Source organism: Nocardia sp. NBC_00881 (genome assembly GCF_045207455.1).
Lineage (GTDB): Bacteria > Actinomycetota > Actinomycetes > Mycobacteriales > Mycobacteriaceae > Nocardia.
The window spans coordinates 6,301,956-6,324,138 of record NZ_CP108798.1; the positions used below are offsets into that span (position 1 = coordinate 6,301,956).

Consider the following 22,183-nt stretch of genomic DNA (forward strand, 5'->3'; position numbering starts at 1 on the left):
CTTGCGGAACGTGTGACGCCTCACAAGGGTGGGATCTTTCCGTACTGACACCGGTTTCAATTTGAATGCCGATCTTCAGATAAATAGCACTTCAAATGTGTTGAAAGACTTCCGGCAGCACGGTGAACGTGTTCTAATCGTTGAGGCGGTGCGGCCACGGTGGACGTCCGTGCCGTGAGCTGTATACGCAGTTGAGCAAGGAGGATCGCGGATGAACGAGGTCCTTGCCGTGCCATTGCGGGCCGTCGGTGGGTTCTTCGAACTCACCGCCGAGGTCGCGCGTTCCAGCGTGCGAAGACCCTTTCAATGGCGCGAGTTCATCGACCAATCCTGGTTCATCGCGCGAGTATCGATTGTTCCCACATTGTTGGTCGCGATTCCGTTCACCGTTCTGGTGAGCTTCACGCTGAACATTCTGTTACGCGAGATCGGCGCGGCCGACCTCAGCGGCGCCGGCGCGGCGTTCGGCTCGGTCACTCAGGTGGGGCCGATCGTCACCGTGCTCATCGTCGCGGGCGCCGGTGCCACCGCGATCTGCGCCGACCTCGGCGCCCGCACCATTCGCGAGGAAATCGACGCGATGCGGGTGCTCGGTATCAACCCGGTGCACCGCCTGGTGGTGCCGCGGGTGCTCGCCTCGATGTTCGTCGCGCTGATGCTCAACAGCCTGGTGTGCACCATCGGTATCGTCGGAGGGTTTCTGTTCTCGGTATATCTGCAGGACGTGAATCCCGGCGCGTTCGTCAATGGCATCACATTGCTCACTCATCTGCCCGAGCTGATCATTTCCGAGGTGAAAGCCGGATTGTTCGGGCTGATCGCGGGGCTGGTCGCCTGTTATCTGGGCCTGAATGTCAAAGGTGGACCGAAGAGTGTCGGTGATGCGGTGAATCAGACCGTAGTCTTCGCTTTTATGGCCTTGTTCGTAGTGAACGTGGTGGTCACCGCCGTCGGCATCAAGTTCACGGCGCGGTGACGCGATGTCCTTCGTGCTCGAATCCCGCTTCCCGCGGACGGTGCGACGCATGCGCCGGATGTCGGACTCGCTCGATGCGGTAGGCAAACATGCCGTGTTCTACGCCCAGACGATCGGTTCCATTCCGAGGGCGGTGGTGCACTACCGGACCGAGACGATCCGGCTGATCGCCGAGATCAGCATGGGCACCGGCGCTCTGGCGGTGATCGGCGGCACGGTGGTGATCGTCGGATTCCTCACCCTGTTCGCAGGCGGCACCATCGCGGTGCAGGGTTACAGCTCACTCGGCAACATCGGCGTCGAGGCGCTCACCGGTTTCTTCGCGGCGTTCATCAACGTTCGCATCGCGGCGCCGGTCATCTCCGGCATCGGTCTTGCCGCCACCATCGGGGCGGGTTCGACCGCGCAGCTGGGCGCCATGCGGGTGGCCGAGGAGATCGACGCGCTGGAATCGATGGCGATCCGGCCGGTGCCGTACCTCGTCGCCACCCGGGTGCTGGCCGGGATGATCGCCATCGTCCCGCTCTACGCGCTCGCGGTGATCGCGTCGTTCCTCGCGAGCCGATTCGCCACCGTGGTGATCTACGGGCAGTCGGCGGGCGTCTATGACCACTACTTCTCCACCTTCCTCATACCGAGCGACATCCTCTGGTCATTCGCCCAGGCGATCTTCATGGCATTGGCTGTGATGATGATCCACACCTACTACGGCTACAACGCCGCGGGCGGTCCGGTCGGTGTGGGCATCGCGGTGGGCAACGCGGTGCGGACCTCATTGGTCGCGGTAGTCACGGTGACCCTGCTGATCTCGCTGGCCATCTACGGCACCTCCGGCAACTTCCATCTCTCCGGATAAGCGACATGGCGGAATCGAAGCAAGCAGAAAGCGGCCTGAAGAAGGCGCTGCGCGGCGGGCTCGGCCTGAAACTGGCAGGAGCCGGGATGGTGCTCGCGCTCGTCGCGCTCGTCGCCGTCGCGCTGACCATGTTCGTCGGCGGGTTCACCACCACGGCCACCGTGACCGTCGACGCTCCGCGCAGCGGCCTGGTCCTCGACCCGGACGCCAAGGTGAAGGTGCGCGGTGTCGACATCGGTCGCGTCGCGGCCGTCGATCACACCGCCGACGGAGCAAAGCTGACGCTGGCTCTCGATCCGGAAATGCTGAAGCTCGTGCCGTCGAACGCGGGCGTCGACATCCGGTCCACCACCGTGTTCGGCGCGAAGTACGTCAACTTCGTTGTTCCCGGGCAGCCTTCGTCTTCCTCGCTGAAACCGGGCGCGACCGTGACGGCGCAGCAGGTGACCGTCGAGTTCAACACGCTGTTCCAACATCTGACCGACGTGCTCGCCAAGATCGAGCCGCAGAAACTGAACGCGACGCTGTCCGCGCTGGGTACCGCGTTACAGGGCCGGGGGCAGAAGCTCGGCGACCTGCTCGCCCAGAGTGACGCCTACCTGCGCGACATCAACCCGTCGCTGCCCACGCTGCAACAGGACCTGGCGAAGACCAGCGACGTAACGAATCTCTACGCGGACACGGCGAACGACCTGTTACGCACCCTCGACAACGCTACCGTTACCAGCAATACCCTGGTCGAGGAGCAGGGCAGCCTCGACGACGTGCTGATGAACCTCATCGGGCTGGCCGATACCACCGGTTCGGTACTGCGCGAGAACGAGAACCAGCTCGTCACGGCGCTGGATCTGCTTCGCCCGACCACCGGATTGCTGCAGGAGTACGCGCCCGCGCTGTTCTGCCTGATCGGTGGTCTCGGTAAGGCGCTTCCGCTCGGCGAGGCGGTCTTCGGCGGTTTGCAGGAAGGCGTCGCGCTGAACGCGGGCTTCATCTACGGCCCCGATCCCTACACCTACGCACAGGATTTGCCGAAGGTGAACGCGACCGGCGGGCCGCAATGCGCGGGAATACTGGACCGCGAGCCGGGCAGCCACGCCGACTATGTCGTCACAGACACTTCGGAAGGTCACGTGTACACGCCGTCGACGACATTGACTGTCAACCCGCCCAAGATCTTCCAGATCCTGTTCGCCGGACTGCCGGGGGTGCCGCGACCGTGAAAAACACCGCGACGACCGTCAAGCTGGCAATCTTCACCCTGGTGATGACGCTGGTCTTCGCCGGCTTGGCCGTCGTGTTCAGCCAGATGCGCTTCGCCAGGGAGAACAGCTATCACGCCGTGTTCACCAGTTCCTCCGGGATGCTGCCCGGCGCGAAGGTGCGCATCGCGGGCGTTCCGGTCGGCTCGGTCACCTCGGTGAAGGTCGGCAAAGACTATCTCGCGCACGTCGAGTTCGCCGTCGACCGCAAATACGAACTGCTCACCAGTACGCGCGCGGCGATCAAGTACGAAAATCTGGTCGGCGACCGGTATATGGAACTGCTCGATGGCCCCGGCTCCAATTATGTGTTGCAGAAGGGCGGCACCATCGGCACGGAGCAGACCGCGCCGGCATTGGATCTGGACATGCTGCTCGGTGGGTTCAAGCCACTGCTGCGCGGCCTCGATCCCGGCCAGGTGAACGACCTGACCAACGCGCTGTTGCAGATCTTCCAGGGCCAGGGTGGCACGCTGGTATCCCTGCTGAACAGCGGTGGTTCGTTCGCCAAGACCCTGGCCGACCGGGACGCGCTGATCGGCAGCGTGATCGACAACCTGAACACCGTGTTGCAGACCATCGATCAGCGCGGCGACCAGTTCGCCACCACACTCGCCGAACTGCAACGGCTGATCAGCGGATTGGCCGCCGACAAAGACCAGATCGGCGACGCGATTCCGCGCATCGCCGGAGCTACCGGCGACCTCACCGGCCTGCTCGGCCAGGCCCGCCCGGACCTGAAGGACACCATCGAGCAGACCGGCCGCCTCGCCACCAACCTCGACGCGGGCTCCGACACCGTCCAGTGGGTGCTGGACCGGCTTCCCTCGACCTACCGGCAGCTGATCAGGATCGGTTCCTATGGCTCTTTCCTCCAGCTCTACGTCTGCGGGACGAATTTCCTGGTGGACGGCCCGGACGGGAAGACCATGAAGATCAACATGCCCGCCGCGCAGACGACCGGAAGGTGTGCCGAGAACCGATGAACGAGCAGCGATCAACCGCCATCACCCTCGGCATCGTCGGCCTCGTGCTGGCGGTGGCGGTGGCGTTGTCGGCACTGCAATTCGACCGGCTGCCGTTCATCCGGTCCGGTGCGACGTTCACCGCGTACTTCGCCGACGCCGGCGGCCTGGTGCCCGGCGACCCGGTCCAGGTCGCCGGCGTGCGCTCCGGCCGGGTGGACAAGGTCGGCCTGGACGGAGCGAAAGTGCTTGTCCGGTTCACCTTGGACGAATCGATCGTGCTGGGGGAGAAGACGTCGGCGGCGATCAAGACCAACACGGTGCTCGGGAGCAAGTCGCTGGAGGTCACGCCGTCCGGCTCCCGGGCGCTGCGTACCGACGACACGATTCCGTTGGACCGCACGACATCGCCGTACTCGCTCAACGAGGCGCTGGGCGATCTGGCGGGCACGGTGCATGGCCTGGACATGGAGAAGGTCGACCAGACCCTCGACGCGCTCTCGGCGACCTTCGCCGACACCCCCGCCCCGCTCCGGTCGGCGTTGGATGGCGTCACCGCGCTCTCGCGCAGCATCAACGCGCGCGACGAGGCGCTGTCAGACCTGCTGAAGCGGGCGCAGAGCGTCACGAAGATCCTCGCCGACCGAGGCAACCAGATCAACGCGCTCCTGCTGGACGGCAACGAGCTGCTCGGTGAGCTGGATCGGCGCCGCACCGCGCTCGGCCAGCTCATCGTCTACGTGAACGGCCTGGCCCAGCAGCTGTCCGGTCTGGTCGCCGACAATGAGGCGCAGCTGAAACCAGCGCTGGACAAGCTGAATTCGGTACTTGCCCTGTTGCAGAAGAACAAGCAGAACCTCGCCGACGCGCTCGTCGGGCTCGGTCCGTTCGCGGCCGCCCTCGGCGAGCAGGTCGGCAGCGGCCCCTACTTCCAGGCGTACGTGGTCAATGCGAGCAGCAAGTTGCTGCAGCCGATGGTGGACGCCCTGCTGTGGCCGCAGCACCTGCCCGACGACCTGCGCAGCTACCTGGAGCCGTTCCCGTCGATCGAACCCGCGACCCAGGAGCCGCCGCGATGAGCGAGCGCAGCGAGCGAACAACAGGCACAGCCGAGCATCGCTCGGTCATGGCGGAGCCGAGCGCCAGCGAGGTGGAGTCATGAGCGAGCGCAGCGAGCGAACAACAGGCACAGCCGAGCATCGCTCGGTCATGGCGGAGCCGAGCGCCAGCGAGGTGGAGTCATGAGCGAGCGCAGCGAGCGAACAACAGGCACAGCCGAGCATCGCTCGGTCATGAGCGCAGTACGGAAACTGCCCCGCTCGGTGCTTGTAATGGCGGGCGTGCTGGTCGCCGCCCTTGTGGCGGTGGGTGCGTGGAACGGCATCACCCGGATCGGAACCACCGGCATCACGGCTTATTTCCCGTCCACCTCCGGCCTGTACCAGGGCGACGACGTGCGCGTGCTGGGTGTGCGGGTCGGGAGGATCGACTCGATCGAGCCGGGCAGCGACCGGGTGAAGGTGGCGATGACGCTCGACCGCGGCATCGACATCCCCGCCGACGCGCGGGCCGTGATCATCTCGCCTTCGCTGGTCTCGGCGCGGTTCATCCAGCTCGCGCCGGCCTATACCGGTGGGCCGAAGATGAAGGACGGCAGCGAGATTCCGATCGAGCACACCGCTGTGCCCGTCGAATGGGACGACATCAAGGCGGAATTGTCCAAGCTGGCGACCACGCTCGGCCCGGTCGGTGACGACGCGCAGGGCTCGTTCGGTCGCTTCATCAACACTGCCGCCGACAATCTCGACGGCAACGGCCAGAAGTTCCGCGACACATTGCATGAGTTGTCGGCCACGCTGAACACGTTGTCGGACAGACGAACCGACCTGTTCGGCACAATCCGCAACTTGCAGAAGTTCGTCGACGTGCTCGCGGCGAGCAACGAGCAGATTGTGCAGTTCGGCGGCAGACTCGCGTCGGTGTCCTCGGTGCTGGCCGATGTCTCGTCGGATCTCGGCGCCGGACTGGACAATCTGGACGCGGCGGTGGTCGATGTGCGCCGGTTCATCGAGGGCAACGGCACCGAGCTCACCGAGGGTGTGCAACGGCTGGCCGATGCCACCCAGGTGCTGGTAGACAAGCGACCTGAGCTGGAACGGGTGCTGCATTCCGGCCCGACCGCACTGGTGAACTTCTACCAGATCTACAAGCCCGCTCAGGGAACCCTGACCGGCGCCATCGCGCCGACCAACTTCGCCGACCCGCTCAGCTTCCTCTGCGGGTCGGTGCGCGCGCTGGAGACCAACGACTCCGAACGCAGCGCCGATCTCTGCGCACAGTATCTTGCGCCGGTCCTCAACACCCTTGCCATGAATTACGTGCCGATTATGGCGAACCCGGCCAGCGGCGTCACCGCGTTCCCGAACCAGCTGGTGTATTCCGATCCCAGCCTGGCCGGGCGGGTGGCGAGCGAAACGCCGCCGCGGCCACAACCCGCGCCGGTGAGTGTGCCGAACGGCATTGCCGGACTGGCCATTCCGGGAGGAGGGCGATGATGCCGACGCGGCGAATGCGCCGGACCGCCACCCTCGCGGTGGGGCTCGCGGTGGTACTCGGGGTTTCCGGCTGCCAGTGGGACGGGCTGAACTCGCTGCCGATGCCCGGCACCGAGGGCACCGCGCCCGGCTCCTACCAGGTGCGCATCCAGATGCCGAACGTGACCACGCTGACCAGGAATTCGCCGGTGCGGGTGCATGATGTGACGGTCGGCACGGTCTCGAAGATCGAGGTGGAGGACTGGCACGCGCTGGTCACCGTCACGCTGAACCCGGACGTGCAGCTGCCCGCCAACGCGGTCGCCAAGATCGGGCAGACCAGCTTGCTCGGCTCCAACCATGTCGAGCTGGCCGCGCCGACCGACCAGACCGCCGAAGGCCGGCTGCGCCCCGGCGATGTCATCCCGCTGGCGCGGGCCGGCGCCTTCCCGACCACCGAGCAGGTGCTGTCCTCGCTGTCGGTGGTGCTCAACGGCGGCGGCGTGTCCCAGCTGGAAACCATTACCCGGGAACTCAATTCCGCGTTCACCGGCCGGGAGGACGCGATCCGGGACCTGTTACCGCAACTGAACGAACTGACCACGAACCTGGACCACCAGACCGGGGACATCATCGCCGCGATGAGCGGACTCGACCGGCTCGGTGGTCAGCTGGCCCAGCAGCGCGACGTGGTTGCGGCCGCCATCGAGCAGATCCATCCCGCGTTGACCGTGGTGGCCGATCGCAGGGCGAACATCACACGGGCGATCACCGCGCTCGGTGAGCTGAGCGATGTCACCCAGCGGATCATCGATGCGGGCGGCAATGATCTGAAGGCCAACTTGCGCAGCCTATGGCCGGTGTTGCAATCGCTGGCCGACACGGGCAACAACCTCACCGAGGCGCTGAAGATCCTGCTCACCTTCCCCTTCCCGATGAAGAACCTCGATCACGCGATCAAGGGCGACTACCTGAATCTGTTCATGACGGTGGACATCACGGGCAGGCGGCTGGACTCGAACTTCCTCACCGGGACACCGCTGGGTGGGCGCTTCGGTGGCGTCGAGGGCGCGCTCGGCAGCTTCGCGCCGGGTACGGCAGCCCAGAACGGTGACCCGGCGACCGGGCCGCTGCAGGCGCCCCCGCCCGCCGCGAGCCAGCAGCCGACGCCGACCATTCCCGGCCTTCCTCCGATCCCCGGCCTGCCCGCCATTCCTGGGCTGACCGTGCCCATGCCGGGCAATGCTGCGCCGCAAGGGAGTCCGGGACAGTGACGCTTACTCGATTTGTCCGCACCCAGCTGATCATCTTCTCGGTACTGACGGTGATCGGCCTGGTGGTGATGGGTGGGACGTATGTCAAGCTGCCTGCGATGTTCGGCATCGGGCGCTACGAGGTGACGGTCCAACTGGCTGCGACCGGCGGTCTCTACCCGACGGCCAACGTCTCCTACCGCGGCACGAATGTCGGTCAGGTGAAGGAGGTTCGGCTCACTCCCGCAGGGGTCGACGCGAAGCTGTCGATTGCGAGCGACTACAAAATCCCCTCGGACGTCGACGCGTGGGTGCGCAGCGTGTCGGCGGTCGGCGAGCAGTACGTCGACCTGGTGCCCGCCGAGCACCGCACGGACGGCAACCTGCATGACGGCAGCGTGATCCCGGTGCAGCGCACCAAGCTGCCGCAGGATGTCGGGGCGCTGCTCGACCAGTCGGACCGGCTGCTGTCCAGCGTCGCCGACACCCGCCTGCGACAGGTCATCGACGAGGCGTTCCTCGCGTTCAACGGTGCGGGCCCCGATCTGCAGCGGTTCATTGATTCCGCGGCGTTGCTGGTGCAGGAGGCGCAGAACAACGCGGAGCCGACGAAGCAGCTGATCGACCAGATCGGGCCGCTGCTGGACACCCAGACCCGATCGGATGCCGCGATCCGTTCCTGGACCGCCGATCTGGCGACCGTGACCGATCAGCTACGCGGCCACGACCCCGCGCTGCGCGGTGTGCTGCGCAAAGGCCCCGCCGCGATGCAGCAGGTGAGTTCGCTGTTCAACGACCTGAAGCCGACCCTGCCGCTGGTGCTGGCCAACCTGGTCAGCGTCGGCCAGGTTGCCGTGACCTATCACGCCGGACTGGAACAGATCCTGGTCGTCTATCCGCCGCTGGTCGCGGCGCTGCTCACGGCGGTCCGCGGTCCGCTCGAGTACGGTGCCCTGGTCGACTTCATGACCGTTGTCAACGACCCTCCCGCCTGCACCACCGGCTTCCTCCCGCCGGACCAGCGCCGCTCGCCCAGCGAACTGGACACCGTGGACACGCCCCCCAACCTGTACTGCAAGGTTCCGCACGACGCGCCCGAGGCCGTGCGGGGTATCCGCAACACGCCGTGCGCGGAGGTCCCCGGTGTACGCGCCCCGACGCCGGAGTTGTGCCGGACCGGGTACGTTCCGGTGGGCAACAACCCGCCGATCGGCCCGCCGCAGCCGGTCGCGCCCGCGGCCGCGCCGCTCGCGCGGGAACCCGCGGGTGTCGCACCCGCGAGTTACGGCGCCGGCACACCGGCCGCCGCGAGAGCGTACGACCCGGACACCGGCGTCTACATCGGCAGCGACGGGCGCACGTACCGACAGGGCGATATCGGACCGGACGGTTCGGGCACGGTACCGTCGAGCTGGCAGGCGATGCTCGAGGAGCAGCAACGATGAGTGATATCAACGGAGATGGTCACCGCACGCGGCGACGTGCGGTGCGCTCGGCCGGACCTCCGGTCGAGGGGAACGAGACCTCGACCACCACAGATGTCAAGACCTCGGCTACGGAGGTCGTCTCGGCCCGCGCCGCGGTTCTCGGCGCCGGAACATCCGGCCCCGCCGCGGACAGCGGGCCGGCTTCCGTTGACGACGCGGACGCCGTGACGGAGCCGGACGCGGTCGCCTCAGCCGCCGACACGCCGGCCGACCAGGAATCGGGCGTTCTCGCGAAAGCCGAAGCCGCTGCCGCGCCCGCCGACGAGAAGGAGAACAGCGGCCGCCGCGTCCCGCAGCTTCTCGCACTGGGCGCCGCAGCGCTGCTGGTCCTGGCGCTGGTGTGCGGTGCGACCCTATCGGTGTTCGCGGTGCGTTCGGCGGAGCAACGCGACGCGCACCGCGACGAATATGTGCAGACCGCCCGGCAGGCGGTCGTCAACCTCACCACAATCCGCGCCGATTCGGCCAAGCAGGACATCGATCGGATCCTGTCGCTGGCCTCGGGCGAGTTCAAAACCGAGTTCGACGGACGGGTCGACCCGTTCACCAGCATCGTGCAGCAGGCCAAGGTGGTCTCCAATGGTGAGATCGTGGCGGCCGCGCTGGAGAGCGACGACGACCGCTCCGCGCGCGTCCTGGTCGCCGCCAAACAGACACTGACCAACGCGGGCCAAGCCGAGCCGCAGACCAGGTATTACCGGTTCCGAGTGACCGTCACCCGCGGCGACGCCGGCCTGAGCGTGTCCGATGTGGAGTTCGTGGCATGAGCGGTCAGGCCCGGAGGAGGCAGCGGAGCGTGACCACGGAGGGCTCCGCTCATGCCAGAGAGGGCACAGCATGAGCGGTCAGGCCCGGAGGAGGCAGCGGAGCGTGACCACGGAGGGCTCCGCTCATGCCAGAGAGGGCACAGCATGAGCGGTCAGAACGGAATTCGAGGCAAGATTCTGCTCGCCATCGTCGGCGTGGCGGTCGCCGCGGCGGCGGTCATCGGCGGCGTGAACGGCTACCGCTACTGGGACGACCGGCAGGCCGAGCAGTCGCGCGAGGATGCGGTCGCGACGGCCGGGCGCACCGTCGAGGCGATGTTCACCTACAACCCGCAGACAGTCGACACCGAGCTGAGGAAGTCGGCGGACAACCTCGGTGGTAGCTTCCGCGACGACTACCTGACGTTGATCGACAAGCAGATCGCACCGGGCGCCAAGGAGAAGCAGCTCACGGTCACCGCGACCACCCAGGCGAGTGGCGTCATCTCGGCCGACCGCACCCACGCCGAAATTCTACTGTTCCTCAACCAGGTCACGACGAGCAAGGACACCCCGCAGGGCACCACCACCGGCAGTCGCGTCCGTGTCACGTTGGCGAAAACGGACTCCCGCTGGTTGGTCGAGGCGGTCACGCCGGTCTGATTGTCGAGAACCGGCGGCCGGTTCGATTCGGCTGGTCCGAACTCGGCAGCGTTCGGCGGGGCAGCCGGACGGTGAACGTCGTACCCTCCTCCGGTGTGCTTCGCACGGCGACTGTGCCGCCGTGTGCGGTCACCAGGGCCTGCACGATGGACAGACCCAACCCGGTGCCGCCGCTGCTGCGGGCGCGTGAGGTGTCGGTGCGGTAGAAGCGCTCGAAGATCCGCTCCGCCTCCTCGGCCGGCAGTCCGGGGCCGCTGTCCGCCACGTCGAGCACGACGTGGTCGGCGTCGGATGTCAGCAGTACCTGCACCGCAGCGTCTGGCGCGGTGTGTGTGACGGCGTTGTTCAGAAGGTTGGTCAGAACCTGGCGCAGCCGTGCCTCGTCGCCGATGACCTCCAACGTCCCCTCGCCCGGTTGAACTTTCAGCTCGATGGTGCGCATCGGTCCGTCGGTATGCGCGGCCGCGACCACCGCCCGTACGTTGTGCACGGCATCGCTGGCGACGGCAAGCAGGTCGACCGGTCCCAGTTCCAACGGACGCTGTGCGTCCAGTCGCGCCAGCATCAGCAGGTCTTCGACCAGAACGCCCATCCGCTGGGACTCGCGCTCGATGCGTTCCATGATCTTCCCCGGATCGGTGGTGGCGCCCTGGCGGTACAGCTCGGCGAAGCCGCGGATCGTCGTGAGCGGGGTGCGCAACTCGTGACTGGCATCCGCGACGAACTGACGCATACGCTCCTCGGACCGCCGTGCGGCGTCCTCGGACGCCGCGGTCGCGGTGAACGCACGCTGGATCTGCGCCAGCATGCCGTTCAGCGAACGCGACAGCCGGTCGACCTCGGTGTTCTTGCCGCGCACCGGAACCCGGCGATGCAGGTCACCCTGTGCGATCGCGGCGGCGATGTTCTCGACCCGGCGCAGCGGGCGCAGGCTGCGCCGGACCACGAAGTACGCGATCACCGCCAGCGCGGCGAGCACGATAAGACCGACGATCAGCTGCAGCATCAGCAGCCGGTGCACCGTGTCGGTGTTCTGGGTGAGTGGCAATGCCACGGTGGTCGTCGCGCGTGGTGTGCGCACCGTCAGCACGCGCCACTCGATCGGTCCGCCGTTCGCGGAGCCGGTGGTGAAGGGGCCGGATCGTGGCGTACCCGGCAGGGCGGGTTCGGCGTCGACGCCGAAGGCTTTGATGGAGAACGACCGCCCGTCGACGATCTGTACGCGAACGTAGAACTGGCTCGGCGCATGGCGCGGGTCAGGCGGCAGCACCGGCGGCGGCGGTACCCGCTCTCGGCGGGACCACTCGCCGGCGCCCTCGCGCAGCTGCTGGTCGGTGCGGTTGGTCAGCTGCTGCTCCAGGCCGGAGGTGACCACCATGCCGGAGATGAGCAGGCCGAGGCCCGCCGTGAGGACAAGCAGCACCATCAGTGTCACCCGCAGCGGGATCGCGGAGAGGGCGCCGGCCGCTTTCGTGCGGGCTGTCGCGAGCCGACCCGGGCTCACCTAACGCCCAACCCGGCGAGTGGGTGCGCGCATGACGTAACCGACGCCGCGCAGGGTGTGGATCAGGCGAGTGTCGCTGGTGTCGACCTTTTTGCGCAGGTAGGAGACATAAGTTTCCACGACGCCGACCTCGCCGCCGAAGTCGTAGCGCCACACGTGGTCCAGGATGCGTGGCTTGCTCAGCACCGTGCCCGCGTTGACCATGAAATAGCGCAGCAGCGTGAACTCGGTGGGGGACAGCGCCACCGGCTCCCCCGCCTTCCACACTTCATGGGTGTCGTCGTCGAGTTCGATGTCCTCGAAGCGGATGCGCGAACTCTCCCGCTGCGGTGCGGCGTGGCCCGCGCGGCGCAGGATGACGCGCAGCCGGGCCACCACCTCTTCGAGGCTGAACGGCTTGGTGACGTAGTCGTCCGCCCCAAGGGTGAGGCCGGTGATCTTGTCCTGCACGTCGTCGCGCGCGGTGAGAAACAGCACGGGCGCGTCGATGCCGTCGGCGCGCAGCCTGCGCAGTAGACCGAAGCCATCCATACCCGGCATCATCACGTCCACGATGAGCGCCTGTGGCCGGAAGGTGCGCGCCCTGTCCAGCGCCTGTGCGCCGTCGGCCGCGGTGTCCACTTCGAAGCCCTGATAGCGCAGGCTCACGGCGAGCAGCTCGACGATCATCGGCTCGTCGTCCACCACCAGCACCCGTGCCTCGGGTGTTCGTTCCGCAGGCGCACCAGTCATTGCTTCATGGTCCAGGACGCTGCTGCGAAGTTCCTGGACGAAAGCTGGGCGGTTCCTGTGAACGCCATCAGCGCGACGGCGTGCGCGATTCCGGGTAGATGTCGTCGTCGGTCAGCAGCGCGCTACCCGCGACCTGATCCTGCGCCAACGCGTCGAGGAATGCCCGTGCCCAGCGGTCGACGTCGTGGGCGAGCACCTGACGGCGCAGCGAGCGCATTCGCCTGCGCTTGGTGTCCCTGTCGTCCTCCAGCGCGGAGACGATGGCGTCCTTCACGCTGTCCAGATCGTGGGGGTTGCACAGATACGACTGGCGCAATTCGGCTGACGCGCCGGTGAATTCGCTCAACACCAGGGCGCCGTTGAGCCCGCTGTGACAGGCGACGTACTCCTTGGCGACCAGGTTCATGCCGTCGCGCAGGGGCGTCACCAGCATGACATCGGCGGCCAGGAAGAACGCGATGAGCTCGTCGCGCGGGATCGGCCGGTGCAGGTAGTGCACCACCGGATAGCCGACCCTGGCGAACTCGCCGTTGATCCGGCCGACCTGACGTTCGATGTCGCCGCGCATCTGGATGTAGCTCTCGACGCGCTCGCGGCTCGGGGTGGCCAGCTGGACCATCACGGTCTCGGCCGGATCGACCCGGCCGTCGACAAGCAGCTCCTCGAGCGCATTGAGCCGGATATCGATGCCCTTGGTGTAGTCCAGCCGGTCGACGCCGAGCAGGATGTTCTTCGGATTGCCCAGCTCGGCGCGGATCTTGGCGGCGCGCTCGCGCACCGACCTGCGTCGGGAGTGCTCATCGAGTTCGGCCGAGGCGATCGAAATCGGGAACGCACCCACCCGGACCGTGCGGAATCCCACCTGCACGACACCGAGCTTGGATCGCACACCGATCGAACCGCGCGAGGTCGGCTGGCCAGCCAGCCTGCGGGCCAGATAGAGGAAGTTCTGCGCGCCGCCGGGCAGGTGGAACCCGATCAGGTCGGCGCCGAGCAGGCCCTCGACGATCTCGGTCCGCCACGGCATCTGCATGAACAGCTCGACTGGCGGGAACGGGATGTGCAGGAAGAACCCGATAGTCAGATCGGGGCGCAGCATGCGAAGCATCTTGGGCACCAGCTGCAGTTGGTAATCCTGCACCCATACCGTCGCGCCCTCGGCGGCGACCTTCGCGGTGGCCTCGGCGAACCGCCGGTTCACCGTGACGTAGGCGGCCCACCAGTTGCGGTCGTAGACCGGACGCACGATCACGTCGTGGTAGAGCGGCCACAGCGTGCCGTTGGAGAAGCCCTCGTAGTAGTCACCGACCTCCAGTGCAGACAGCGGGACCGGATGCAGTTCGAGGCCGTCCTCGATGATCGGCTCGACGTCGACGTCGGGGACTCCGGCCCAGCCGACCCAGGCGCCCTTGTTGTTGCGCAATACCGGTTCCAACGCGGTCACCAGACCGCCTGGGCTGCGCTTCCATCGGGTGGTCCCGTCGGGCAGGCGTTCGAGGTCGACGGGGAGCCGATTGGCGACGACGACGAAACCGGAGCCCGATTCGTACGGACCGTCGCTCGCTGCCGCGGTCTCAGCAGGGGAAATATCTCTGGCGTGCTCGGAGTCGTCGGACGGGTTCATCTGGTCCACTCACGCATCCTTCGCGTTGCTATATCCCGCTGGAGTTGTGCAGTCGACGTCGCCGTTGGCGTCGAAAAAGAGGTTATTCGCTCCGGACGCTCGGTCCAATACCCAACATAGACAACAGCATTCGGCACTCATCGGCATCCTCGGCGTAGGCCGCGACCACCCGCTGTGCCTGCCGTGCTGTCTCGTCGGCGAGCGGTTCCAGATCGTCGTCCGCGATGTCGTTCGCGCTGCCTTTCGCGGCCATCTTCAAGTCCTCCCGGCTCAGTACCCTCGTACGTGCGAATAGTCAATGGTATGCGACGTTCGGACCTCCGTCCGCCCCGGAGTTCCGCGGCGCACCCGCGCCACGTCGACCGCACCCCGGCTGGTGCGCCGACCTGTCCCGTCCCTATACCGTGGGAACCGCAGCACCAACTCCACGAAAGGGTCGACATGCCGCTGGCCACGGTGAACGGAATTTCGCTCAATTACCAGGTCAAGGGTGATCGCGCCAGAGGCGCCGACGTCAAGGGCTCCGCGCCGCTCGTGGTCATGATCATGGGCACCGGAAGCCCGGGGCGGGTGTGGGAGCTGCACCAGGTTCCCGCGCTGGTCGCGGCCGGTTACCGGGTGTGCACGTTCGATAACCGCGGGATCGCGCCGTCCTTCGAGGCCGCCTCCGGCATGACCGTCGACGAACTGGTCGCCGACACCGCCGCCCTCATCGAATTCCTCGCCGAGGGGCCCGCGCTTGTCGTCGGCACCTCGATGGGCGCGCGGGTAGCGCAGGAGCTGGCCCTGGCCCGCCCAGATCTGGTGCGCAAGGCGGTATTCATGGCGGGTCACGGGCGACTCGACCAGTTCCAGAAGACGCTGTCGCTCGGCGAACACGAACTGGACACCAGTGGGGTGAAACTGCCGCCTAAGTACGAGGCAGCGGTCAACGCGGTGATGAACCTGTCGCCCGCGACCATGGCAGAGCCGAACGCCGCTCGCGACTGGCTCGACCTGTTCGAGTTCACCGGCGGACCGGTGACGCCGGGCATCCGGGCCCAGCGCAGGATGGACCACGATTTCGACCGTGTGCAGGCTTACCGGGCGATCCGGGTGCCCTGCCTGTCGGTCGGGTTTGCTGACGACCGGATGATCCCGCCATACCTGTCCAGGGAGATCGCCGAGGTCATCCCGGGCGCGCGGTACCAGGAAGTCCCGGATGCTGGACATTTCGGATATCTGGAACGGCCGGAAGCGGTCAACAAGATCCTGCTCGACTTCTTTGCGAGCTGATTGCGAGTTTGGCGAGGGTACTGAGGAGGTAATCGCTCTGGCGTAACGTGTGCCTTGCTAGGGTCGAAACAACGCACGGGGTATCTCGGCGCTTGCGGTTCGCCCCAGCGCCGTGTGAACCCGGAGCGATCCCGTACATAGCGCCAGTATCCAGTGAGGTGAAATTGAGCACCAACCCCTTCGATGACGAAGACGGCCGCTTCTTCGTCCTGGTCAACGACGAGGAACAGCATTCCTTGTGGCCGGCCTTCGCCGAGGTTCCGGCGGGATGGCGAGTCGTGTTCGGTGAGGACAGCCGCGCCGCCTGTGTCGAGTACGTCGAGAAGAACTGGACCGACATGCGTCCGAAGAGTCTGCGCGACGCAATGGCCGCGGACGACGCGGCCCGCCAGGGCGCCCAGTCCTGACACGCGGTAATCGATACTGCGTCGGGACGATCTGATCGACCGCCGACTACGTGACATCGGAAACCCGGTGTCACGTAGTCGGCGCGCCCGGCTATGATGACAACCGCTTTTCCCGCCTCCTTAGCTCAGTGGTAGAGCACTCGCCTTGTAAGCGAGCGGTCGTCAGTTCAATCCTGACAGGGGGCTCTTTTCCGGCCGTTGCGTGGCTGAGCTGAGTGGTCCAGGTCGTGCCGTTGTTGTCAGCGAGCGGTCGTCAGTTCGATCCTGACAAGGATTTCTGTTAAAAACGGCGGTCGACCTGCGCGTTTGACCGTCGGCCGCCGTCTATGGACTGCCTGGGCTTGCCAGGGGTATTGACGCGATCTTTGTCACAATTACATTTCAAAGGCTCGATACCGGCGCGAGGCGCTCCCTGAAACGAAGGTGAAGGGGCCGGGGGATTCACACACCCTCGGGCACACGCCCCACATCACTTGACCGCAGCCCTTGCGGGATATCCGGTTGCGTCTCGCGCTCTACGACTGCTCGATGACGTCGGAAATCCCGACTGTCGCCGGGACGTTCTATTGGGTGCTGTCGACCTTCGCGGTCACGCATTGGCGGTCCGGTACTCGCGGTAAGGGCGTGTCGCGGCGAGGCGGCTGCCATGGTCGGTGATCTGCCAGTAGGTGGGGACCCCGTCGGTGCCGGATGCCCATCCGTCGTGAGCGAGGGATGCCGCGGCGGCTCGCGCGGTCGTCTGCGCGAGACCGGTCCTGATGCTCAGTTCCTGCGTCGTCAGTGGCCGGCCCTGGGCCAGAGCGCCGAGCACCATCGCCTGCGATCTACTGAGCGCCATCTGCCTTCCTCGCCAGCGCGCGCAGAGCGTCGGAAACCTGTTGGAGCAGCTCCAGTGACTGGCCGCCGCTGATGTCCGCGAGGAGCTCGGCAGCTTCCTCGGGGCTGTACGGCCAGCTATCGGCGCCGATGATCGACAATGTGCCGTCGATGAAGCTCTGTCTGATGCCGATGGGCTCGTTGTCATTCGCCATGGTCTGCTCCGTCCCCGGAGCCGAAGATGTAGGCGGCCGCCGCCAGGTATTGCAGGCTGTCTGGGCCGTGACCGGAGTGGACGTTGAGGACGAACTGGGCCTGGTCCAGCGACCGGAATGCGCCCTCAGCGAAGCAGTTGCGGTGGAAGTGGCGCCACTGCTCGGCGTCGGCGAGGGTGATCATCGGATGGCCCGCCACGGCTTGACGAGTTTGGCTTCGATGAGGACATCGAGTGCGGCGGCTTTGTCGGCGCAACTCTCGGTGTCGCAGCCGATCCGCGCCTGCCACACCAGATGTGCGTCCTCCGTGGTGTACGGGACATCGGGTGCGGGATGGCATGTCTCAGTGCTTCTCACGGGGCGATCAAAGAACCAGATCGTGCCGTAGAAGGCGGCTGCGACGGCGAAGGCGATCAACAGAGCTGTGGGCATTGGGTTGTACCCCCGGGTGTGTTCTGGAGTTGGACGGCACCCGGCGCCACGGAAGGGCAGCTCATCTGGCGGGACGAGCAAACGATGTCTGGGTATCTGTCGACCTGGCGCCGGGCCGGATCCGACGCTACGTACGACGTGAGTCATCACTCAATAATTTTTCTCTAAATTTCTCGATGGTATAGAAATATGCGCGTTGAGCTGCAATGATTGCTATTACGATCGAACATTGAGAATGGGGGCAAGCAATGAAGCTGCAACTGCTCGGCGGACCATCCGGTAACGGCGGATCGCCTCGGCTGTGGGTTGATGACGACAGGGGCGTCTACCTCGTCCAGGGCTACAAGGTTCCGGGCCGTCCGGATCACGTCGAGATCCCGCACGTGCTGCTGACGTGGCTGCAACCGGATACCCATCTGGGAGTGCAGTTGACCGACACCGGTAGTGGTTGGTTCACACTGGCGGGCCCAGTGGTGACCGATCCGAAGGCGTTGGAACAGTTGCGGGTACCGTCCCACGAGACCTGCATCGAGGTGCCGGTCGCCGAGACCGCGAGGAGGTGACCATGCTGTTCCTGCCCAACGACGAGTCGAGCAAGTTGCTCGCTATGGCGAACTCTCGTGCAGTGCACCTCGAGGTCGCCGACGATCACGCGGTGAGTGATGAGGATGAACCGATGCGCAGGTTCCTCGCCGGACAGCCGCCGGTCGATCCAGACAACTACCCGACGAGTTGGCGGCAATGGGAAGATCTGGTTGCGGAGACGACAGCCAGGGGCGTTGCGGTACAACGCATCCGAGTGGTTACCGAACCGCTGACCGACTACATTCGATTCCTTCACGCAATCAGCGGCAGGAACGAGCAATACGGCGAAGACATTCGCTGGCTGCCGCGGCACACCGTCGACCCTGCGGAGTACACCACCGACGAATGGTGGCTACTCGACGATGACATACTCGCCTGGACGCTGTTCGACTCGGCAGGCGATTTCGTCGGGTTCGCGGTTACGCGTGACCCTGTCGAGGTCGTCAGGGCGATCGGTGTCCGCGATCGATTGTGGGTCAAGGCCGTCCGGCACAGTGACTACGTGCCGGAGACGATCGGTTAGAGGATGAGTGGTGTCGAGCAGGCGCGGATGGCCCTGGGTATCCGGCTGCGTGAATTGCGGAAGTCGGCCGGATTCACTGGTGTCGAGATGGCACGCCGTGCCGGGTGGGTACCAGCGAAGGTGTCCAAGATCGAGACCGGCAAGCAAGCGCCGTCCCAAGACGACCTCGTCGCATGGTGTGATCTCACGGACTCGAGCCTTGCGTTGCCCGACCTGCTCGCCACCCTCACCAACCTCGAATCCATGTGGTCGGAATGGAAACGGATCACTGCGGGAGGTCACGCTCGGCGGCAACAGCGCAGCGTCGAGATCGAGGCGGCAGCCCGATCCATCCGAAACTGGGAGCCGAGCATAATTCCGGGGCTACTACAGATCGAGGACTACGCCCGCGCGATCTTGGGGCAATGCATTCGGTTTCTCGGCACTACCGATGATGTCGAGGCGGCGGTGGCTGCTCGTATGCGTCGCCAGCGCGTCCTGCACCGTGGTCGGCATCGAATTTCGATCTTACTCGGAGAGCAAGCGCTGCACACGACGGTCGGCGACGACGCGGCGATGGTGGGCCAGCTCGAGCACTTGGAGGCGATGATCGGGTCGCCGCGGCTGTCGCTCGGAGTGGTGCCGCAGGATGCGGACTTCATCTACACCACCACGTGTTTCGTTCTGTACGACCGGCGACTGGCGATGGTGGAAACGACCAGCGCAGAGCTGTCGGTCACAACGCCCGCCGAGCTCGCGTACTACGAGAAGGCGTGGGCTGCGCTGCACCGGCAGGCCGCATACGGTGACCAGGCGCGCACCCGGATCGCTGCCGCTCTCAACCGCCGCCGCAGTCAGCTATAGCCAAAGCTGTCGACAATCCCAGCGATTGGCAACTCGTCGGGGTCCAGTCATAACCGGTCAAAAGTCCCGCGAGGTAACAAGCGAACACCGGATCGGCCACAAAAACCATATGGCGGCATCCTTTTCACCCACCGTGCCGAATCTATTTATGTCGAGGTTTTCCTCAGCTGGAAGTTGCTGAGGTGAACGAATATACCGCGTCGTTCCAGATGGGCACGCGGACTCGAACACGGGGGTGTGTGATGACTGAGTTGATCGATTTCTCTGCCGCGCTGATCGACCCACAGGCGATCAAGGACGCCGGATACGTGGGGGTCATCGGCTATTTCTCCGACTCCAGGCCTGGTACGAACTTCGGCGCGAAGCCGCTGACCCGCGACTACTGCGACCGGCTGCGCGCCATCGGACTCGAGGTGGTGACCAATTATCAGTACGGCAAGGGCGATACGTCGGACTGGAAAGGCGGATACGACGCGGGCGTACATCACGCCCGAATCGCGCTCGACTACCATTTCGCTGCCGGGGGGCCGGGTTTCCGGCCCCTGTATGCGCCCGTCGACTCGAATCCCTCCCTGCAAGAGTGGAATTCGCAGATAGCGCCGTTCCTGCGTGGCTGGGCATCGGTGGTCGGCTTGGAGTGGACCGGCATGTACGGCAACGCGCGCTGCATCGAGTGGGCGCTCGAGGACGGCGTCGCCACGTGGTTCTGGCAACACAACTGGTCCGGTGATGCCTCGATCAACGGGGACCATCCCTCCGCGCACATCCACCAGATCCGCATCGACCGCGACCAGGTCGCCGGCGTCGTGGTGGACGTCAACAAGGTCCTCGCCGACGACTACGGCCAGTGGTCGAAAGCGGTCACGCCGGATCCGAATCAAGGGGGAAGCGCGAACAAGCCGGATTACGTCGAAATCGATCGGATGGGTAACTCGGCTTCCAGTCGTCACGGTGCGCGGATCAAGAATTTCCTGCTGCACACGCAGGAGGGTAACGGGACTGCGGAAAGCCTGGCGAACTACCTCAACAACCCCAGTAACGGAGTGAGTTACCACTACACCCTCCGTGATCGAGTGGTCGTCGATGTCGTCGACACAGACTTGGCGAGCTGGTCTGTGCTGGACGCGAACCCGTATACGATCAATCTCTGCTTCGCCGGAAGTCGCGTCGCGTGGAGCCGCGATGTCTGGCTGTCCATTCGCGATGACATTCGGATCGCGGCGTGGCTCGCGGTGCAGGACGCCCGCAAATACGGTTTCGACACGTATGTCATCCAGCCGCCCTACGAGGAGCGTGCGGGGATCTCCGATCACAAGTATGTGACGGAGTGTCTTGGGATCGGCACGCACACGGATGTCGGACCGAATTTTCCGTGGGATGTATTCGCCGACGATGTGCGGAGCTTTGCCTCTGGCGGATCGGGCGGGTCGGAGCCGAACGCGATCAACGATTGCGCCGCCGCGAATCCCTGGTTGGGCAATCGGATCACCGACGGCGAAATCGCGACCCCCGACGGCGTGGGCCGATTCGCGGAGTTCGAGCACGGTCATATCTATTGGCACCCCACGACCGGCGCCCACGCCATCCCGGAAACGTTATGGGATAAATACGAGGAATTGCGCTGGGAGACCGGCCCGCTCGGCTATCCGGTCACTGACCGAACCGTGCTGCACGGGCCGGACGGCGCGCCGTTCGGCGAGGTGCAGGATTTCCAAGGCGGAGCACTCTACCGCCAGGCGGCAAGCGAGCACGCGTTCTGGTTGCACGGCGCTATCCGCGACCGGTGGAATCGCTCCGGCTACGAGAACGGCCCGCTGGGATGGCCGACAAGCGACGAAATCCCTTGGGATACCGGCACTTACCAGAATTTTCAGCACGGCAGGATCTTCTGGACCCCGAGCCAGACGCTGGCGACGGTCTCGGTCGGGGGAATTGATACTCCGCTGCACGACGTGCAGGCTTGACGAAGAAAACGGTCCGACCGCGGCCGGCGGTCGGACCGTTCTCTCGCGCGGGTCGGTACCGGGTTCAGTCGGGGACGTTGTTGCCGTGGCCCAGGTCGCGCAAAGCCTGCTTGATCTTGGCCTGGGCCTCGTCGAGGGACTCGGGACTCGGGTTCGGGTCGGCGCCGGAGATGTCGAAGTTACCCATCGTGAAGGCCGGGAACACGTGGACGTGCAGGTGCGGTACTTCCAGACCGGCGATCAGCAGACCTGCGCGCGGCGCGTCCCACGCCGCGCGCACGGCCTGGCCGATCTTTTGGGCGACGCCCGTCAACCGGGCGAAGGTGTCGGCGTCGACGTCCTGCCACTGGTCGATTTCCTTGCGCGGCACCACGAGGGTGTGGCCCGCGGTGACCGGGGCGATGGTGAGGAAGCCGACGAATTCGTCGTCTTCCCAGACGAATCGGCCCGGGAGCTGACCGGCGATGATCGCGCTGAAGACAGAAGCCATGCTCCGCAGACTAGACCGGTCCGTCTGCCCTGAC

Annotated in this window: 25 protein-coding genes and 1 tRNA gene; 17 read left to right on the forward strand and 9 right to left on the reverse strand. The window is 65.6% G+C overall.

Features of this window, described 5'->3' with window-relative positions; translation table 11 throughout:
• Positions 1 to 211 precede the first annotated feature (211 nt).
• The 10 genes from OH799_RS27230 to OH799_RS27275 all read left to right on the forward strand — a co-directional run bounded on the left by OH799_RS27230 (position 212) and on the right by OH799_RS27275 (position 10,739).
• Complete coding sequence (locus tag OH799_RS27230; RefSeq protein ID WP_357262905.1) at positions 212 to 976, forward strand: ABC transporter permease; 765 nt, start codon at positions 212 to 214, stop codon at positions 974 to 976.
• A gap of 4 nt (positions 977 to 980) precedes the next feature.
• Entirely contained in the window at positions 981 to 1,832 is an 852-nt protein-coding gene (locus OH799_RS27235) for an MlaE family ABC transporter permease (protein WP_406269668.1), read from the forward strand.
• 5 nt (positions 1,833 to 1,837) lie between these two features.
• The gene (locus OH799_RS27240; RefSeq protein WP_406269671.1) at positions 1,838 to 3,052 is read left to right on the forward strand and encodes an MCE family protein; all 1,215 of its coding nucleotides are present in this window, start codon (positions 1,838 to 1,840) and stop codon (positions 3,050 to 3,052) included.
• Entirely contained in the window at positions 3,049 to 4,077 is a 1,029-nt protein-coding gene (locus tag OH799_RS27245) for an MCE family protein (protein ID WP_406269674.1), read from the forward strand. Before OH799_RS27240 ends, OH799_RS27245 begins: the two co-directional genes overlap by 4 nt.
• Positions 4,074 to 5,135, forward strand: a complete 1,062-nt coding sequence (locus tag OH799_RS27250) for an MCE family protein (protein ID WP_406269676.1) — start codon at positions 4,074 to 4,076, stop codon at positions 5,133 to 5,135. Before OH799_RS27245 ends, OH799_RS27250 begins: the two co-directional genes overlap by 4 nt.
• 213 nt (positions 5,136 to 5,348) lie before the next feature.
• Positions 5,349 to 6,611, forward strand: coding sequence for a virulence factor Mce family protein (locus tag OH799_RS27255; protein WP_406282646.1), 1,263 nt, complete (start codon positions 5,349 to 5,351; stop codon positions 6,609 to 6,611).
• Entirely contained in the window at positions 6,608 to 7,864 is a 1,257-nt protein-coding gene (locus OH799_RS27260) for an MCE family protein (RefSeq protein ID WP_406269679.1), read from the forward strand. The genes OH799_RS27255 and OH799_RS27260 overlap by 4 nt, the downstream gene beginning before the upstream one ends.
• Complete coding sequence (locus OH799_RS27265; protein ID WP_406269682.1) at positions 7,861 to 9,288, forward strand: MCE family protein; 1,428 nt, start codon at positions 7,861 to 7,863, stop codon at positions 9,286 to 9,288. The genes OH799_RS27260 and OH799_RS27265 overlap by 4 nt, the downstream gene beginning before the upstream one ends.
• On the forward strand, positions 9,285 to 10,097 hold the full coding sequence (locus OH799_RS27270; RefSeq protein ID WP_406269685.1) for a hypothetical protein: 813 nt from the start codon (positions 9,285 to 9,287) through the stop codon (positions 10,095 to 10,097). Before OH799_RS27265 ends, OH799_RS27270 begins: the two co-directional genes overlap by 4 nt.
• Positions 10,098 to 10,241: 144 nt before the next feature.
• Positions 10,242 to 10,739: a h domain protein gene (locus OH799_RS27275; RefSeq protein WP_406269688.1), complete on the forward strand. Its 498-nt coding sequence runs from the start codon at positions 10,242 to 10,244 to the stop codon at positions 10,737 to 10,739.
• Here the strand turns inward: OH799_RS27275 and OH799_RS27280 are convergent.
• From OH799_RS27280 to OH799_RS27295, 4 genes are all read right to left on the reverse strand, one after another.
• Positions 10,726 to 12,165, reverse strand: coding sequence for a sensor histidine kinase (locus OH799_RS27280; protein WP_406282649.1), 1,440 nt, complete (start codon positions 12,163 to 12,165; stop codon positions 10,726 to 10,728). The genes OH799_RS27275 and OH799_RS27280 overlap by 14 nt on opposite strands.
• Before the next feature lie 78 nt (positions 12,166 to 12,243).
• Complete coding sequence (locus tag OH799_RS27285) at positions 12,244 to 12,975, reverse strand: response regulator transcription factor (RefSeq protein WP_406269691.1); 732 nt, start codon at positions 12,973 to 12,975, stop codon at positions 12,244 to 12,246.
• 67 nt (positions 12,976 to 13,042) lie between these two features.
• Positions 13,043 to 14,599 carry a trehalose-6-phosphate synthase gene (locus tag OH799_RS27290; RefSeq protein ID WP_406282652.1) on the reverse strand — a complete coding sequence of 519 codons (1,557 nt, stop codon included), beginning with the start codon at positions 14,597 to 14,599 and terminating at the stop codon, positions 13,043 to 13,045.
• Between the two features lie 82 nt (positions 14,600 to 14,681).
• Positions 14,682 to 14,852 (reverse strand): hypothetical protein, encoded by a 171-nt coding sequence (locus OH799_RS27295; protein WP_327112106.1) that lies wholly within the window; start codon positions 14,850 to 14,852, stop codon positions 14,682 to 14,684.
• Positions 14,853 to 15,040: 188 nt separating this feature from the next.
• Here OH799_RS27295 and OH799_RS27300 point away from each other — a divergent pair, with 188 nt between their 5' ends.
• The 3 genes from OH799_RS27300 (at position 15,041) to OH799_RS27310 (ending at position 16,467) form a co-directional block, all read left to right on the forward strand.
• A complete protein-coding gene (locus OH799_RS27300) occupies positions 15,041 to 15,874 on the forward strand; it encodes an alpha/beta fold hydrolase (protein ID WP_406269694.1) in 834 nt (277 codons plus the stop codon).
• Between the two features lie 164 nt (positions 15,875 to 16,038).
• Entirely contained in the window at positions 16,039 to 16,281 is a 243-nt protein-coding gene (locus tag OH799_RS27305; protein WP_011207082.1) for an MbtH family protein, read from the forward strand.
• Positions 16,282 to 16,395: 114 nt separating this feature from the next.
• A tRNA-Thr gene (locus OH799_RS27310) sits at positions 16,396 to 16,467 on the forward strand.
• 403 nt (positions 16,468 to 16,870) lie between these two features.
• On the opposite strand, the gene OH799_RS27315 is transcribed toward OH799_RS27310, so the two are convergent.
• Genes OH799_RS27315 through OH799_RS27330 form a run of 4 tightly spaced genes read right to left on the reverse strand, consistent with a single transcriptional unit; the run spans position 16,871 to position 17,744 of the window.
• Positions 16,871 to 17,119 carry a helix-turn-helix domain-containing protein gene (locus OH799_RS27315; protein WP_406269697.1) on the reverse strand — a complete coding sequence of 83 codons (249 nt, stop codon included), beginning with the start codon at positions 17,117 to 17,119 and terminating at the stop codon, positions 16,871 to 16,873.
• Positions 17,106 to 17,312, reverse strand: a complete 207-nt coding sequence (locus OH799_RS27320) for a hypothetical protein (protein ID WP_406269700.1) — start codon at positions 17,310 to 17,312, stop codon at positions 17,106 to 17,108. Before OH799_RS27320 ends, OH799_RS27315 begins: the two co-directional genes overlap by 14 nt.
• Positions 17,302 to 17,496, reverse strand: a complete 195-nt coding sequence (locus OH799_RS27325; RefSeq protein ID WP_406269703.1) for a hypothetical protein — start codon at positions 17,494 to 17,496, stop codon at positions 17,302 to 17,304. Before OH799_RS27325 ends, OH799_RS27320 begins: the two co-directional genes overlap by 11 nt.
• The gene (locus tag OH799_RS27330; protein WP_406269706.1) at positions 17,493 to 17,744 is read right to left on the reverse strand and encodes a hypothetical protein; all 252 of its coding nucleotides are present in this window, start codon (positions 17,742 to 17,744) and stop codon (positions 17,493 to 17,495) included. The genes OH799_RS27325 and OH799_RS27330 overlap by 4 nt, the downstream gene beginning before the upstream one ends.
• Positions 17,745 to 17,992: 248 nt before the next feature.
• On the opposite strand from OH799_RS27330, the gene OH799_RS27335 reads away from it, so the two are divergent.
• The 4 genes from OH799_RS27335 to OH799_RS27350 all read left to right on the forward strand — a co-directional run bounded on the left by OH799_RS27335 (position 17,993) and on the right by OH799_RS27350 (position 21,659).
• A complete protein-coding gene (locus OH799_RS27335) occupies positions 17,993 to 18,307 on the forward strand; it encodes a hypothetical protein (RefSeq protein WP_406269709.1) in 315 nt (104 codons plus the stop codon).
• A 2-nt stretch (positions 18,308 to 18,309) separates the two neighbouring features.
• A complete protein-coding gene (locus OH799_RS27340) occupies positions 18,310 to 18,852 on the forward strand; it encodes a DUF6879 family protein (protein ID WP_406269712.1) in 543 nt (180 codons plus the stop codon).
• A gap of 3 nt (positions 18,853 to 18,855) precedes the next feature.
• Positions 18,856 to 19,695: a helix-turn-helix domain-containing protein gene (locus tag OH799_RS27345; RefSeq protein WP_406269715.1), complete on the forward strand. Its 840-nt coding sequence runs from the start codon at positions 18,856 to 18,858 to the stop codon at positions 19,693 to 19,695.
• Between the two features lie 242 nt (positions 19,696 to 19,937).
• On the forward strand, positions 19,938 to 21,659 hold the full coding sequence (locus OH799_RS27350; protein WP_406269718.1) for a glycoside hydrolase domain-containing protein: 1,722 nt from the start codon (positions 19,938 to 19,940) through the stop codon (positions 21,657 to 21,659).
• A 64-nt stretch (positions 21,660 to 21,723) separates the two neighbouring features.
• On the opposite strand, the gene OH799_RS27355 is transcribed toward OH799_RS27350, so the two are convergent.
• A complete protein-coding gene (locus tag OH799_RS27355) occupies positions 21,724 to 22,149 on the reverse strand; it encodes an HIT family protein (protein ID WP_357262957.1) in 426 nt (141 codons plus the stop codon).
• Positions 22,150 to 22,183: the final 34 nt, after the last annotated feature.

Coding starts and splice junctions, on each gene's coding strand:
- OH799_RS27230 (WP_357262905.1), top strand. CDS start 212: ATGAACGAGGTCCTTGCCGTGCCATTGCGGGCCGTCGGTGGGTTCTTC.
- OH799_RS27235 (WP_406269668.1), top strand. CDS start 981: ATGTCCTTCGTGCTCGAATCCCGCTTCCCGCGGACGGTGCGACGCATG.
- OH799_RS27240 (WP_406269671.1), top strand. CDS start 1,838: ATGGCGGAATCGAAGCAAGCAGAAAGCGGCCTGAAGAAGGCGCTGCGC.
- OH799_RS27250 (WP_406269676.1), top strand. CDS start 4,074: ATGAACGAGCAGCGATCAACCGCCATCACCCTCGGCATCGTCGGCCTC.
- OH799_RS27255 (WP_406282646.1), top strand. CDS start 5,349: ATGAGCGCAGTACGGAAACTGCCCCGCTCGGTGCTTGTAATGGCGGGC.
- OH799_RS27260 (WP_406269679.1), top strand. CDS start 6,608: ATGATGCCGACGCGGCGAATGCGCCGGACCGCCACCCTCGCGGTGGGG.
- OH799_RS27270 (WP_406269685.1), top strand. CDS start 9,285: ATGAGTGATATCAACGGAGATGGTCACCGCACGCGGCGACGTGCGGTG.
- OH799_RS27275 (WP_406269688.1), top strand. CDS start 10,242: ATGAGCGGTCAGAACGGAATTCGAGGCAAGATTCTGCTCGCCATCGTC.
- OH799_RS27280 (WP_406282649.1), bottom strand. CDS start 12,165: ATGGTGCTGCTTGTCCTCACGGCGGGCCTCGGCCTGCTCATCTCCGGC.
- OH799_RS27285 (WP_406269691.1), bottom strand. CDS start 12,975: ATGACTGGTGCGCCTGCGGAACGAACACCCGAGGCACGGGTGCTGGTG.
- OH799_RS27290 (WP_406282652.1), bottom strand. CDS start 14,599: ATGAACCCGTCCGACGACTCCGAGCACGCCAGAGATATTTCCCCTGCT.
- OH799_RS27295 (WP_327112106.1), bottom strand. CDS start 14,852: ATGGCCGCGAAAGGCAGCGCGAACGACATCGCGGACGACGATCTGGAA.
- OH799_RS27300 (WP_406269694.1), top strand. CDS start 15,041: ATGCCGCTGGCCACGGTGAACGGAATTTCGCTCAATTACCAGGTCAAG.
- OH799_RS27315 (WP_406269697.1), bottom strand. CDS start 17,119: ATGGCGCTCAGTAGATCGCAGGCGATGGTGCTCGGCGCTCTGGCCCAG.
- OH799_RS27320 (WP_406269700.1), bottom strand. CDS start 17,312: ATGGCGAATGACAACGAGCCCATCGGCATCAGACAGAGCTTCATCGAC.
- OH799_RS27325 (WP_406269703.1), bottom strand. CDS start 17,496: ATGATCACCCTCGCCGACGCCGAGCAGTGGCGCCACTTCCACCGCAAC.
- OH799_RS27330 (WP_406269706.1), bottom strand. CDS start 17,744: ATGCCCACAGCTCTGTTGATCGCCTTCGCCGTCGCAGCCGCCTTCTAC.
- OH799_RS27335 (WP_406269709.1), top strand. CDS start 17,993: ATGAAGCTGCAACTGCTCGGCGGACCATCCGGTAACGGCGGATCGCCT.
- OH799_RS27340 (WP_406269712.1), top strand. CDS start 18,310: ATGCTGTTCCTGCCCAACGACGAGTCGAGCAAGTTGCTCGCTATGGCG.
- OH799_RS27345 (WP_406269715.1), top strand. CDS start 18,856: ATGAGTGGTGTCGAGCAGGCGCGGATGGCCCTGGGTATCCGGCTGCGT.
- OH799_RS27350 (WP_406269718.1), top strand. CDS start 19,938: ATGACTGAGTTGATCGATTTCTCTGCCGCGCTGATCGACCCACAGGCG.
- OH799_RS27355 (WP_357262957.1), bottom strand. CDS start 22,149: ATGGCTTCTGTCTTCAGCGCGATCATCGCCGGTCAGCTCCCGGGCCGA.